At 66.9% G+C, this 12,937-nt stretch carries 15 protein-coding genes; 9 read left to right on the top strand and 6 right to left on the bottom strand.

Annotation, left to right across the window (positions count from 1 at the left end):
* Positions 1 to 67: 67 nt before the first annotated feature.
* The gene (locus NVV90_RS11590; RefSeq protein WP_258437451.1) at positions 68 to 985 is read left to right on the top strand and encodes a hypothetical protein; all 918 of its coding nucleotides are present in this window, start codon (positions 68 to 70) and stop codon (positions 983 to 985) included.
* Positions 986 to 1,013: 28 nt separating this feature from the next.
* Here NVV90_RS11590 and NVV90_RS11585 read toward each other — a convergent pair whose 3' ends face one another.
* Both NVV90_RS11585 and NVV90_RS11580 read right to left on the bottom strand, forming a co-directional pair.
* Positions 1,014 to 1,694: a hypothetical protein gene (locus NVV90_RS11585; protein ID WP_258437450.1), complete on the bottom strand. Its 681-nt coding sequence runs from the start codon at positions 1,692 to 1,694 to the stop codon at positions 1,014 to 1,016.
* A 22-nt stretch (positions 1,695 to 1,716) separates the two neighbouring features.
* Positions 1,717 to 2,214 carry a cation:proton antiporter gene (locus NVV90_RS11580; RefSeq protein WP_258437449.1) on the bottom strand — a complete coding sequence of 166 codons (498 nt, stop codon included), beginning with the start codon at positions 2,212 to 2,214 and terminating at the stop codon, positions 1,717 to 1,719.
* A gap of 187 nt (positions 2,215 to 2,401) precedes the next feature.
* On the opposite strand from NVV90_RS11580, the gene NVV90_RS11575 reads away from it, so the two are divergent.
* The 5 genes from NVV90_RS11575 (at position 2,402) to NVV90_RS11555 (ending at position 7,577) form a co-directional block, all read left to right on the top strand.
* Positions 2,402 to 3,058, top strand: coding sequence for a heme oxygenase (biliverdin-producing) (locus NVV90_RS11575; RefSeq protein WP_258437448.1), 657 nt, complete (start codon positions 2,402 to 2,404; stop codon positions 3,056 to 3,058).
* Positions 3,043 to 3,534, top strand: a complete 492-nt coding sequence (locus NVV90_RS11570) for a DedA family protein (protein ID WP_258437447.1) — start codon at positions 3,043 to 3,045, stop codon at positions 3,532 to 3,534. The genes NVV90_RS11575 and NVV90_RS11570 overlap by 16 nt, the downstream gene beginning before the upstream one ends.
* A 32-nt stretch (positions 3,535 to 3,566) precedes the next feature.
* Complete coding sequence (locus NVV90_RS11565) at positions 3,567 to 4,370, top strand: thioesterase family protein (RefSeq protein WP_258437446.1); 804 nt, start codon at positions 3,567 to 3,569, stop codon at positions 4,368 to 4,370.
* The gene (locus NVV90_RS11560; protein WP_258437445.1) at positions 4,370 to 5,134 is read left to right on the top strand and encodes a lipoyl protein ligase domain-containing protein; all 765 of its coding nucleotides are present in this window, start codon (positions 4,370 to 4,372) and stop codon (positions 5,132 to 5,134) included. Before NVV90_RS11565 ends, NVV90_RS11560 begins: the two co-directional genes overlap by 1 nt.
* 103 nt (positions 5,135 to 5,237) lie before the next feature.
* Positions 5,238 to 7,577, top strand: coding sequence for an FdhF/YdeP family oxidoreductase (locus tag NVV90_RS11555; RefSeq protein ID WP_258437444.1), 2,340 nt, complete (start codon positions 5,238 to 5,240; stop codon positions 7,575 to 7,577).
* Here NVV90_RS11555 and NVV90_RS11550 read toward each other — a convergent pair.
* The 3 genes from NVV90_RS11550 to NVV90_RS11540 all read right to left on the bottom strand — a co-directional run bounded on the left by NVV90_RS11550 (position 7,574) and on the right by NVV90_RS11540 (position 9,735).
* Entirely contained in the window at positions 7,574 to 8,230 is a 657-nt protein-coding gene (locus NVV90_RS11550) for an MBL fold metallo-hydrolase (protein WP_258437443.1), read from the bottom strand. The two genes, NVV90_RS11555 and NVV90_RS11550, sit on opposite strands and share 4 nt — an antisense overlap.
* A complete protein-coding gene (locus NVV90_RS11545) occupies positions 8,227 to 9,312 on the bottom strand; it encodes an S-(hydroxymethyl)mycothiol dehydrogenase (RefSeq protein WP_258437442.1) in 1,086 nt (361 codons plus the stop codon). The genes NVV90_RS11550 and NVV90_RS11545 overlap by 4 nt, the downstream gene beginning before the upstream one ends.
* 165 nt (positions 9,313 to 9,477) lie before the next feature.
* Entirely contained in the window at positions 9,478 to 9,735 is a 258-nt protein-coding gene (locus NVV90_RS11540; protein WP_207616483.1) for a mycoredoxin, read from the bottom strand.
* A gap of 169 nt (positions 9,736 to 9,904) precedes the next feature.
* On the opposite strand from NVV90_RS11540, the gene NVV90_RS11535 reads away from it, so the two are divergent.
* Entirely contained in the window at positions 9,905 to 10,636 is a 732-nt protein-coding gene (locus NVV90_RS11535; protein WP_258441149.1) for an SOS response-associated peptidase, read from the top strand.
* A 20-nt stretch (positions 10,637 to 10,656) separates the two neighbouring features.
* Here NVV90_RS11535 and NVV90_RS11530 read toward each other — a convergent pair whose 3' ends face one another.
* Positions 10,657 to 11,046 (bottom strand): hypothetical protein, encoded by a 390-nt coding sequence (locus NVV90_RS11530; RefSeq protein ID WP_258437441.1) that lies wholly within the window; start codon positions 11,044 to 11,046, stop codon positions 10,657 to 10,659.
* A gap of 170 nt (positions 11,047 to 11,216) precedes the next feature.
* Here NVV90_RS11530 and NVV90_RS11525 point away from each other — a divergent pair, with 170 nt between their 5' ends.
* On the top strand, positions 11,217 to 12,062 hold the full coding sequence (locus NVV90_RS11525; protein ID WP_258437440.1) for a PhzF family phenazine biosynthesis protein: 846 nt from the start codon (positions 11,217 to 11,219) through the stop codon (positions 12,060 to 12,062).
* Positions 12,063 to 12,501: 439 nt separating this feature from the next.
* A complete protein-coding gene (locus NVV90_RS11520; protein ID WP_258437439.1) occupies positions 12,502 to 12,882 on the top strand; it encodes a hypothetical protein in 381 nt (126 codons plus the stop codon).
* Positions 12,883 to 12,937: the final 55 nt, after the last annotated feature.

The raw sequence follows: 12,937 nt of genomic DNA, 5'->3' as shown, positions 1-12,937 counted from the left end.
TTGTTTGGAGATTCATGGAATGCGACCAGATCCGGATACGACCGCTCCACAGCGCAGGGGGCCGGCGATGAAAGTCTTGCTCCTGGGCGCCCGCGGCGCCGTCGGTGGTCATCTGCGCACCGCACTTCTGGCTTCCGGCCACCAGGTGACCAGCGCCGGGAGGAATGCGCCTGACGGGGGAGTGCGCATCGATGCGGCGAACAGCGATCTCGGTGAACTGCTGCGCGAGGCCAGTGGACACGACGTCGTGGTCAATGCATCAGGGGTGGAGAACCCTGCCCTGGGCACGGCGCTCGGCGGCAGTACGCTCATCGACATCAGTGCGAGTGCAGGCTACCTCGGCCGGCTTCAGGCGGCATCCCCGCAGGCCGCCATGGTCCTCGGCGTCGGGCTGGCTCCCGGCCTAAGCACTCTGATGGTGGCGGCCCTGGACCATGAGCCTGGGGATGACATCGACGTGGCCATCATGCTGGGCGCAGGCGAAAAGCATGGTCCGGCAGCCGTCGAGTGGACCCAGCGGCTCATCGGATCGCCGCTCGCCGATCCGCCTGAGGGGCGGACGGTGATGAATCTGCACGAGGCGCGCACCTTCCGCGCGGCAGGTCATGCCCGGCGCTACCTGAGGGCGGATTTCCCCGACCACACGCTCTATGGACGGGCCCGGAACCTTCGCGTGCGCAGCTACTTCGCCCTTGGATCCGTAGCTGCCACGACGGCTCTGGGCATGGTCGCCCGCGTGCCCACGGCCCGGGGCCTGGTCGCCATGGTTCCGCCCATCGGTGATGACAGCTGGTCCATCATCACAAGCAACAGGAGAACCGGGCAGCTGCGTCGTGCGCGAGGATCCAATCAATCCAGATCCACCGCCCTGTTGACCGCGCGAACCGTGGACGCCCTGGCCGGAACACGCCCGTCCGGGGCGGTGACCGTGGATCGTCTGCTGGACCTGGACCACCTTATGGTCGAGGGGATCGAGCTGGACTAGCAGACCTCTTCGGTTTGGCCGCGCCTGGTTACCCAGGGAAGCCGAAGCAGGGGAAGAATTCCTCGACGCCGGGGCGGGCGATTTCGATGCAGCGCGCCTTTACCTGTTCCAGGAGGGCGTTGCTGTCCGTGCCTGAGACTGTCAGTCCGTTGACCGTGACCGACGCGCTCGCCGTGGCGGCCCGCCTCAGGTTGTTGTCCGTCGAGTTCACGTTGCCCAATCCGGGAATGTTCTCGTGGGAGCTGACGGTGTCATGTTCCAGCGGGCCCGTGCCGGTCCACGACGCCGAGAGGCTGATGGTGACCGGGTTGCCGTTGCCATCGGTGCCGGGCAGCTCGGTGGCGATGGATGCACTGTTCAGTCTCGGGTCAACCACCAGCGGTGCCAGATTCTGGCCATCTGCCTCGAACAGCACCACACCGCCGCCAGCCGCCGCCCCGGCTTCTCCCGGCGCCTCGGCGCAGACGTCCGTGATCCGCACGAAGACGCCCGTCAGGCCTTGCTTGTTGACAGGACCTGGCTGGGCGGCGAACATGGCAACGCTCGACGAGACGAAGATTTCGCTCTGTTGGCAGCCGACTGTTTCGACTGCCGCGGCCGAGCCGTGCGACGACGAAATCGTGTGGTAAATGTTGGGGGCAGCGCCCGCCGGCGCTCCCGTCAGTGCAAGCAGGCCCGCTGTGGCGAGTCCAGTGAGCAAGCGCTTCATGGCGACTCCTTTGTACCCATTCTCAGCCTAGACCTGGCCGGCGCTGCGTCAACGCCAGAAGCGGGAAGACCAGGACGGAGAGCATGCCTGCCCCGACCAATGCGGAGGCGGTGCCGGCAGACAGGATCCCTTCATCCGTCCCCACCCCGGTCACCGCGACGATGATGGGGAGTCCGGTGGCGCCCAGAAGGACGGCCGCGCGCCGGTCGGCGGCGGCTGAACCTTTCGGGACCGCAAGCAACGAAGGCAGCCCCCTGACCAGCAAGAGCAGCCCGAGGAAGGCCGGGACCAGCAAGAGCGCCGCAGGGTCGGTCAGCAGAGTGGACAACTGGAACGTCACGCCGGTGTAGACAAAGAAGACCGGCACCAGGAAGCCGTAGGCGACGGCCTCGAGCTTCCGCTCCAGGCCCCTGTGGTCATGGTGCGAGGCGCCCGAGAAGATGACCTGCCAGAGGACCCCTGCCGCGAACACCCCGAGGAGCATGTCCAGCCCCAGCGCCAGGCTGAGCCAGCCAGCCAAGTCCCGCCAAATACAGGGGCCGTCAGCAGCGGGGAGGCAGCCGCCGCGAGAGGGATGAGAGCGCGCTGCCGAGGCACCAGTATGCATGCCGAAAGACTTGGCGACCGCGTGTCACCCCATGAACTTAGGCTAGGCTAAGTTCAATTACTGTGCAGTCATCCGCGGCTGACCATCGGCGAGGAGCATCATGAGCGTTTCCCTGTCTGCGCTGCTGAAGACGTCCACTGCGTCAGCGCACCAGCAAGCCGAATCGTCGTCGTTCGTGGGCGAACTGCTGGAGGGCAGGCTGGATGCCTCCGCCGTCGCCGCCCTGACGGCCCAGCTTTATGTGGTCTACCGGGAACTGGAAGCCGTCGCCAAGGCCCACTACTCGGCGGATCCCTTGCTGGGAGGCTTCCTGGACCCTGCCCTCGACCGCACGGCCGCGCTCGAGGCCGACATGGCCTACCACTTCGGCCGGAACTGGCACAGCCGGCTGGACGAAGGCAACATCGTGGTTGTCCCGGAAGCACACGCCTACGCGGCTGCCATCCGGGAACGCCACAGCTCCGAGATGCTGCTCGCCAACCACTACGTCCGTTACCTCGGTGACCTCTCCGGCGGGCAGATCATCCACCGTCTCGTCCAGCGCCACTACGGAATCCCGGACGAAGGCCTGAACTTCTACCTGTTCCCCGGGCTGGATAACCTGAAACGCTACAAAGACGCCTACCGTGCGCGCCTCGATGACCTGGTGCTGGCCGAAGGCACCGAGGAATCGCTGCTCCAGCATGCCTCGGAGGCCTTTGAGCTGAACCGCCGCGTGTTCGAAGGACTGGGGAACGGTCCGTGGACTCGATCCTGAACCTGCCCTTCGGGATCGCACTGGCCGCCCTGTTCGCCATTGTCATGATCCGGGTGAATGCGACCTACTGGCTCGGCCGCGGTGCTGCCGCCGGTGTGGAGCGCACCAGGCTGGCCGAGGCCCTGCACCGCCCCAAAGCAGCCAAAGCCCAGGCGCTGATCCAGCGCTGGGGCCCCTACGCCGTCGTGCTTTCCTTCCTGACAATCGGTCTCCAGACGGCGGTCAACCTGGCCGCCGGCGCCGCCCGCATGCCAGTCCGCCGGTACCTCCCGGCCGCAATAGCGGGGTCCGTCATCTGGGCCCTGCTGTACGCGACCATCGGGCTCGCGGCGCTTGAGGCGTGGCTGGCCATGGCCGCAGCCTCGCCTGTGGCCGCAGCCCTGGCAGTGGCAGCGATGGCCTGCCTGGCGATATGGCTGGTGGGCCTTCGGCGGCGGCGTCGGGCGGATACGTCCGCAGCGGATAAAGTGGTCTGACTTCCACAGCTGAAATCGCGAAAGGGCCAGAGTTGACTACTGCACTACCGGAGCTGGCAGACGGCGACTTCTACTACCAGTCCCTCGGCGGCGGGCGCTTCCGATCCACCATCCATGCGCAAGGCGCCTGGAATCCGCACGAGCAGCACATGGCACCGGCGTCCGGCATCCTGGCAGATGCGCTGGACCGGCACGAACCCCGCGACGACGTCCGGATGGCACGGATCAGCTACGAAATCCTGGGCCTTATCCCGGGCGGCGACTTCGAGATCACCACCACCACGCTGCGCCCGGGACGGACCATCGAACTGCTCCAGGCCGAACTCTCGGCCGGCGGGCGCGTCGCCATCCGGGCCACCGCCTGGCGCATGGTCACCAGCGATACCAGTGCCGTGGCCGCCGTCGAGGACCCGTCCATGCCGCCGCCGGACGAATGCAAGCCGTGGGACGGCGCCAGCGTGTGGCCCGGCGGCTACATCCGCTCGCTCGAGATGCGCATCGCCGAGGGCCACCGCGCGGGCTCGGGCAAGGTCTGGATCCGCACCGGACACCCGTTGACCGACGCCGCGGACAGCAGCGACCTTGCGCGGCTCATGGGGCTCGTGGACACTGCCAACGGCATCGCCGCCCGCGTCCCCCCGGGCAAGGACAGCTACTCCTTCCCCAATGTGGACCTGCAGATCCACATGTACCGCGCGCCCGTCGGCGAATGGCTGGGCCTGGACAACGCGGTCTCTTTCGGCAGCGACGGCATTGGGCTCACCTCCACGGTGCTGCACGACCTCAGCGGCCCCTTCGGCCGCGCCGAGCAGATCCTGACCCTGAGGAAGAGCTGATGGCCCAGGCAATCCCGGATCACCAAATCCCGGAGCACAAGACGCTGACCGTCGTCCGGCAAAAGGAAACACTGGGGGCGGCAGAAGACCTCGACTTCGGGCTGGAGCTCCTGCGCCGTGCCCGGACCGGACACCTTGGTCCGACGCTGCGCCTCTACCGGCCGCGGCCCACCGTGGCCTTCGGGCAGCGCGACGCCAACCTCCCGGGCTTTGCCGTGGCCGCGGATGCCTGCCGGGAACGCGGCTTCGAGCCTCTCGTGCGCAAGGCCGGCGGCCGCGCGGCCGCCTATCACGAGGGAACCCTGGTGATCGACCACGTCGAGCCGCATCCGGACGCCATCGTGCGGGCCAAGGCCCGCTTCTCCGAGTTCGGTGAGCTGCTGGCCGGTGCCCTGCGCAGCGTCGGCGTCCACGCCGCCGTCGGCGAAATCCCGGGGGAGTACTGCCCCGGCGAGTTCAGCGTCCACGGCCAGGACCCCGACTTCCCCGCCCACCAGATCAAGCTCATCGGCACCGCCCAGCGCGTGGTGTCCGGCGGCTGGCTGTTCAGCTCCGTGGTGGTGGTGGAGAACTCCGGACCCATCCGCGAGGTGCTCACTGCCAGCTACGCCGCCCTCGGCCTCGACTGGGACCCGGCCACCGCCGGCGCCGCCAACGACCTCCTGCCGCACCTGGACGTCCCGGCCGTGGAGGAAGCGGTCATCAAGGCGTACGCGGACTACGCGGAAATCGTCGACGGCGACTTCCGGAGCCTGCTGGCCTGAGCCGGGGCTGCCGGCCGTTGAAGGCCGGCACCACCCGGACTAGGCTGGACGCCAGACCTCCATGGTCCATGGATGCCTGCCTGCGAAGGGAAGGTGTTGGCCGATGGACAGGAAACCGCGGGTGGTCCACGACGGCGACGCGGAGCTGCGCGTGAGCGCGCCGAAGCGATCGGCCGCGGGCCTGCCCAGCCTCACCGAAACCCTGCCGCACGCCGTCCAGCAAATGGGGCCATCGCGCGCGTGGAAGACGCTGCGGGCGATGAACCAAAAGGACGGCTTCGACTGTATGAGCTGCGCCTGGCCCGATCCGCCGGACCGCAAGCTGGCGGAGTTCTGCGAGAACGGCGCCAAAGCGGTGGGCTGGGAAGCCGATCCGCTGAAGATCCCCGCCGGGTTCTGGGACGGGAACGGCGTCGGTTCGCTCGCCGGCCGTTCCGAATACTGGCTGGGCCAGCAGGGCAGGCTGGTGGAACCGGTCTACAAGCCGGCAGGCTCGGAGCACTACCGGCCCGTCGGCTGGGACGAGGCATTCCGCATCATCGCCCGGGAACTCCACGCCCTGGACTCGCCGGACCAGGCCACCTTCTACACCAGCGGGCGCACCAGCAACGAAGCTGCCTTCCTCTACCAGCTGTTCGTGCGCGCCTTCGGGACCAACAACCTGCCCGACTGTTCCAACATGTGCCACGAGTCCACCGGGCTGGCCATGGGGGAGACCATCGGCGTGGGCAAGTCCGCCGTCAGCTACACGGACTTCGCCAAGGCGGATCTGATCATCATCATGGGCCAGAACCCGGGAACCTGCCATCCTCGGATGCTGACCGCCCTGGAAGAGGCAAAGCTTGCCGGCGCCAGCATCGTCGCGGTGAACCCGCTCCCTGAAGCCGGCCTGATCAACTTCAAGAACCCGCAGCGTCCCCGCGGCCTGATCGGCAAGGGCACCGACCTGGCGGACCAGTTCCTGCAGATCCGCCTGGCCGGGGACATGGCCCTGATGCAGGCCGTGTCCAAACGCGTCCTGGATGCCGAGGCGGCGGCGCCCGGGACCGTCCTGGACCACGCCTTCCTGTCCGAACACTGCCAGGGCCTGGCCGAATTCCAGGCGCATTTGGCGGATCTGGACGATCAGGAGGTGCTGGCCGCGACTGGCCTGCAGAGCGTGGAAATCGACGAACTGGCCGCCCGCTACCTGCGCGCGGAGAAGGTCATCATCACCTGGGCCATGGGTCTGACGCAGCACAGGAAGGCCGTGCCCACCATCAAGGAAATCATCAACCTGCTGCTGCTGCGCGGCAACATCGGCAAGCCCGGGGCCGGGCCCTCGCCCATCCGCGGCCACAGCAACGTCCAGGGTGACCGCACCATGGGCATCTGGGAGAAGATGCCGCCGCGATTCCTCGATGCCCTGCAGCAGGAGTTCGGGTTCGAGCCGCCGCGCAAGGACGGCACGGACGTCGTGGACAGCATCCGCGGCATGCGCGATGGCCGGATCAAGGTGCTCGTGGCACTCGGCGGCAACCTGGTACACGCGGTGTCCGACACGGCCGTGGCCGAGAGCGCGGTGCGCAGCACCCGGCTGTCGGTGCAGATCTCGACCAAGCTGAACCGCTCCCATGCCGTGGTCGGAGAGCAAGCGCTGATCCTGCCCGCCCTGGGCCGCAGCGAGATCGACCGCCAGGCGAGCGGGGAACAGTTCGTCACCGTGGAGGACACCGTCTGTGCGGTGCACGCCTCGGCCGGGCGGCTCGAACCGATCTCGGAGCTGGCACTGTCTGAGGTCTCGATCGTGTGCCGGCTCGCGCGGGCGGTACTTGGCGAGAACGTCCCCGTCGACTGGGCGGCGCTGGAGGGCAACTACGATGCGGTGCGCGAGCACATCTCGCATGTTGTGCCGGGCTTCGAGGACTTCAACGCGAAGATCAGGCACCTCGGCGGCTTCGTTCTGCCCCATGGGCCGCGGGACTCGCGCACGTTCCCCACGGCCACCGGAAAGGCGATGTTCACCGTCAACTCCCTGGAGACCATCACGGTGCCGGCCGGCCGCCTGCTCCTGCAGAGCGTGCGGTCCCACGACCAGTTCAACACCACCATGTACAGCCTCAACGACCGCTACCGGGGCGTGAAAAAGGGCCGGATGGTCCTGTTCGTCCACCCAGGGGACCTGGCGGCGCTGGGCCTCAGCGATGGTGGCTATGTGGATGTCCACAGCGAAGCCGACGACGGCGTGGACCGGGTTCTGCGCCAGCTGCGGCTGGTCTCGTACCCCACGGCCCGCGGCTGTGTGACCGCCTACTTCCCGGAGGCCAACGTCCTGGTGCCCCTGGACTCGACCGCCGAGGGGAGCAACACTCCGGCGTCGAAGTCCGTCATTGTCCGGCTGGAGCCGGCTGCCGCTCCACGATTCGAAACGGCAGCCGGTCACCGGTCCCAGGGCGGGGCCTAGTGCCCGCGGGCGATCCATTCCTCCAACTGCGGCGCCTCGGCGCCGATGGTGGTGGAATCCCCGTGGCCGGTCAGCACCACGGTTTCCTCCGGCAGCGCCAGGAGGCGGGTCCGGATGGAATCGATGATGGTGGGGAAATCACTGTACGAGCGGCCAGTGGCGCCCGGGCCGCCCTGGAACAGCGTGTCGCCGCTGAACAGCGTGCCCTCGCTCTTCAGGTGGAACGAGACCGATCCGGGGGAGTGCCCGGGCGTGTGGATGGCCTTGAACTGGACACCGGCAACGCTGAAAGTCTCGCCGTCGGTGATGACGGCGTCCGGGTCCATTTCCGGGTAGACAGCGCGCCACAGCATCCAATCGGCCTGGTGCAGGTGGATCGGGGCCTTGGCCAGGTCCCAGAAAGCGCCCGCCGAGGCGATGTGGTCGTCATGCCCGTGGGTGAGCAGGATGGCCTTCACGGTCCGTCCGCCCACCGCCGCAAAGATGGCTGCGGGATCGTGGGCCGGATCGATCACGATGCATTCGGAGTCGTCGCCGACGATCCAGACGTTGTTGTCCACGTCCCAGGTGCCGCCATCGAGGGAAAAGGTTCCCGACGTCACCACCCGGTCAATGCGGACGGAGGTCTCCTGCGCTGTGGATTCGGGGCTCACAGTTCCACCACCGAGCGGAGGACGGACCCTGCGTGCATCTTGTCGAACGCCGCCTCGATGTCGTTGATGCCAATGCGTTCGGTGACGAAGGCGTCCAGGTCGAGCTTGCCCTGCTTGTAGAGATCCACCAGCATGGGGAAGTCCCGGGACGGCAGGCAGTCGCCGTACCAGGAGGACTTGAGGGAACCGCCGCGGCCAAAAACATCCAGAAGGGGCAGTTCGAGGGTCATCTCCGGCGTCGGGACGCCCACCAGGACCACGGTGCCGGCGAGGTCGCGGGCATAGAAGGCCTGCTTGTACGTTTCGGGGCGGCCGACGGCGTCGATCACCACATCGGCACCGAAACCGCCGGTGAGTGCGCGGATCTGTTCCACGGGGTCCCCCAGGGACGAGTCCACGGTGTGCGTGGCGCCGAGTTCCTTGGCGCGCTCAAGCTTCTTTGCGTCGATGTCGACGGCGATGATGGTGGTGGCGCCGGCAAGGGCCGAACCGGCGATGGCGGCCACTCCGACGCCGCCGCAACCGATCACGGCCACCGAGTCGCCGCGCTTGACGCCGCCGGTGTTGATGGCGGCACCGAGGCCGGCCATCACGCCGCAGCCAAGCAGCCCGACGGCGGCAGCATCGGCGTCGGGGTCCACCTTGGTGCACTGTCCTGCGGCCACGAGGGTCTTTTCGATGAACGCCCCGATGCCGAGGGCCGGCGAGAGTTCGGTGCCATCCTCAAGGGTCATCTTCTGGGTGGCGTTGTGCGTGTTGAAGCAGTACTGGGCCTGGCCGCGCTTGCAGGCCCGGCAGTTGCCGCAGACCGCACGCCAGTTCAGGACCACGCGGTCACCGGGTTCGATCTCGGTGACGCCGGCACCCACTGCACTGACCACGCCCGTGGCCTCGTGTCCGAGCAGGAACGGGAAATCGTCGCTGATGCCGCCCAGTTTGTAGTGCAGGTCGGTGTGGCACACGCCGCTCGTGAGGATGTCCACCAGGGCCTCGCCCGGGCCCGGCTCCGGAACCAGGATTGTTTCCAGAGTGGCCGGTGCGCCTTTGGAACGGACAACAACGCCTTTGACTGCATGGACCATGGATCTCCCCTTAAGAGCAATGCGGAATACGGACTCGCCGTCCGATATTGATCTCAAACTGTCTATCACACAGCACGGTCAAGGGGATGGTGCCGGCCGGTGTCCGGGCCTAATGGCGTCTCCATGACGGACGCCATTAGGCCCGGACCCAGGCGGCTCACGGAATCAGGCGGCGAGGCGCGCTTCAACCTCTGCTGCGGAGGGGTTGGTGGCGGCGGTGCCGTCCGGGAAGAGGACGGTGGGCACCGTCTGGTTGCCGCCGTTGAGCTGCTCCACCAGTGCCGCGGTGCCCTCGACCTCCTCGATGTTGATCTCCTTGTAGCCGATGCCCTTGGCGTCCAGCTGCTTCTTCAACCGGTTGCAGTAGCCGCACCAGGTGGTCGAAAACATGGTGATGGTGCCTGATTCGGGGGTGAAATCCACAGAGTTCTCCTGAGTATTTGAATGGTGGGTCTTCCGGATCAACGGTAACCCGGCGGCGGATATTCCGTTTTGTGCGGGGCTCTGCGTGACGTGCGGGGGATTCCGCCCCGGGGTGCTGGTGCATGGCGGCGGGACGCGGCAGACTGGTCGCATGTGTGGACGCTATGTCATGGCGCGGGCCGTGGGGGACCTGCTGGCGCAATTCGATGCCGAACTTGAACACGATCTTGAAGTGGCCAAGTCGTGGAATGTTGCTCCCACTGCGGAAGTGCCCATTGTCCTGGAGCGGCTCGTCGAGGGGGCCGTGAAGCGGCAGCTGCATGTGGCGCGCTGGGGACTGGTGCCGTCGTGGGCCAAGGATCCCTCCGGCGGTGCAAGGCTCATCAACGCCCGCAGCGAGACGCTCCTGGAAAAACCCTCCTTCCGTAAGGCCGCGGCCTCCCGCCGCTGTGCCGTTCCGGCCGACGGCTACTACGAATGGAAGCAGGGCCCGGGCAAGAGCAAGCAGCCGTACTATGTGCACGCCGCCGACGGCCAGGGCCTGGTGTTCGCCGGCGTGTATGAATGGTGGAAGGATCCCGGCAAGGAATCCGGTGATCCCCTGCGCTGGCTGCTCTCAACGTCCATCGTCACCGCGGATACGCCAACCTCCCAGGGGGGCTCCTCCGTTTTCGATGAACTGACTGCCCTGCATGACCGCGTCCCCTTGCCCATGAGCACCGAAACCATGGAGGCGTGGCTGGATCCGCATGCCGACGACGCCGCCGGGCTGCTGGACATGGTCCGTTCAGGGGCACGCGACGCCGCGTCCGGCTGGACGCTCGACGCGGTGGGTGCCGCCGTCGGGAATGTCCGCAACGATTCGCCGGAGCTGATCAAGCCCGTGGAAGCGCTCTTCTAGCGCTCCGGCGCGCGGGTTCCCTAGAGGGCTTCGGAGACCGCAACGCCCGCCTGGAACTCGCGGCCGTCCGCCTCGCTGAAGGCCGTGATGAGGTGTCCCTTGCCGAGCCCGTGGATGGCCGACGCCGGGAAATGCCCCGTGATGGTGTTGCCGGAGTGCTCCACGCCCTTGAGGTCGTAGTTCTCCTCCGTGCCCTGCGCGTGGTTGAAGGAGTAGAAGGCAATCGCCTCGCCGTTCATGAATTCAATGCCCAGCCGGCGCTGGGAGGAGTGGTCCTCGCTGGAAGCCACGAGGCCCACGACATACGCACCGGAACCCGGTATGTTGCCGTCGATCTCGAACTTGGCCACCACGGTGGCGTTTGTGGCCGTGAGGCTTGCCTGCTTCAGGAGTGCGTCATGGGTGCTCATGGCTCAATCCTGCTCTGTACGCCCCTTGTCGTCCACCCCTCAGTTTCGACGGCCCGCAGTCGGCTTGCCAGTTTCCTAAACTGGATCTTTATTTTAAGGCCAGTTTGAAACTATCGTGATGCTGAACCGTGCAAGACGGCCGCTGTTTCACGTGCAAGAGAAAGAACCTCATGACTTTCGTGCCCCAACGCCTCTTCTCCCAGGTGGACGTCTTCGCCCCAGGACCCAAGGCCGGCAATCCGGTGGCGGTCGTCCATGGCGCAGAGGGCTTGTCCACCCAGCAGATGCAGAGCTTCGCGAGCTGGACGAATCTGTCGGAGACCACCTTCCTGCTGGCGCCAAGCGACCCTGCGGCGGACTACAAGCTCCGCATCTTCACTCCGAGGACTGAGGTCGCCTTCGCCGGGCACCCGACCCTGGGATCCGCCCACGCCTGGCTGGAAAGCGGAGGGCGGCCACAGGCGGCGGCGCATGTGGTGCAGGAGTGCGGGGCCGGCTTGATCACCATCCGGCGCTCGGGCGATGAACTGTCCTTCGCTGCGCCCCCAGTGCGCAGATCGGGACCGGTGGAGATGGCCGTGCTCGAGCAGGCAATCACAAGCCTTGGCCTCCGGCCCGGACAGGTCCTGGGAAGCAACTGGGTCGACAACGGCCCCGGGTGGATCGGAATCCGCCTGGAATCGGCCCAGGAGGTCCTGGACCTCCGCCCCGACTTCGCCGTCATGGATGAGCTCAACATGGGTGTCATTGGTGCATACGGCCGCGGCGGGCCGGCCGATTTCGAAGTCCGGGCGTTCGCGCCAGGCCACGATGTGGACGAAGACCCCGTGACAGGCAGTGTCAATGCCGGACTGGCCCAGTGGCTTCGCGATGAAGGCGTGATCAGCGGCAGCTACACCGTTCAGCAGGGCACGGTGCTCGGACGCGGCGGGCGGCTGTCCGTCAGCGTGGAAGCCGGCAGCGTCTGGGTCGGCGGCATCAGCCGCACGGTGATCGGGGGCCAGGTCTCTTTCTGAATCCGCGTCCCTCGATGCCGGCAACCCGGCTGTGTTCAGGCGCGACGTCGTGAATCACCGTGGTGTTCCGCTCCGCCTGGGTGAGGGTTCGCGAAAGACGAACTTGGGTGTCTCCCGCCAGATCCCGGCGAACTCGACCATGGATGATCTTGCGCACTCGAGTACCGCCGCTGGCAGCGAAAGGCGGCGTGGCCGTCGTCGTACCTTTCAGTGAAGCACTCCCGGATCCAGTGGAACAGCACATGATCCAAGAGACGGCCTGAGCAGTCCTTCGTCGCTGCGAACCGCGGGGGAGTGGGTTTTGTCGGGGGCCCCGAGTAAACTGGATTCATTCGAACATATATTCGAACTGTTGATGGTTTCCGCGATACGGCAGCGGTTCTGTCCCTGGGGCCTGCCTCGGAACGTTTGCCGGGGAATGAATCGGGAAGGTGCGCTTGTGGGGATATTCAGCGAGTCCATCGATGTCGTCTGCACACCCGCCGGCCGGCCGGCGGAAATCCGGTGGCAGGGCCTCGGCTATGTGGTCTGCGCCGAGCCGGTGCGCTGGTATGAGAGACGCCAGTGGTGGGTGGAGGAAAGCCGCGCCCCCTTGGGGAGCGGTGCGGGCCTGGTGGACCACGAGATCTGGCGGGTGCAGCTCGAACGCTCCCCGGAAGCCCCGTCCCCGGATCCCCAGGCGCCCTGGGGCGGGGACGCTGCGGCGGAACCCCTGCTCACCCTCGACCTCGTCCGGCACGTTGGCAGCGGACGCTGGCGCTTGCTGCGCATCCACGACGCCGCCCAGTCCCAGGCCACGGAACCGGACGAGGCGGCCTAAATCATGACCCGCTCCCGCAACGAACCGGCACAATACGCGGAACCGGCACGGTACA

The sequence above is a fragment of the Arthrobacter sp. CJ23 genome, from assembly GCF_024741795.1.
GTDB lineage: Bacteria > Actinomycetota > Actinomycetes > Actinomycetales > Micrococcaceae > Arthrobacter.
This window is presented reverse-complemented; position numbering and strand designations above follow the sequence as displayed.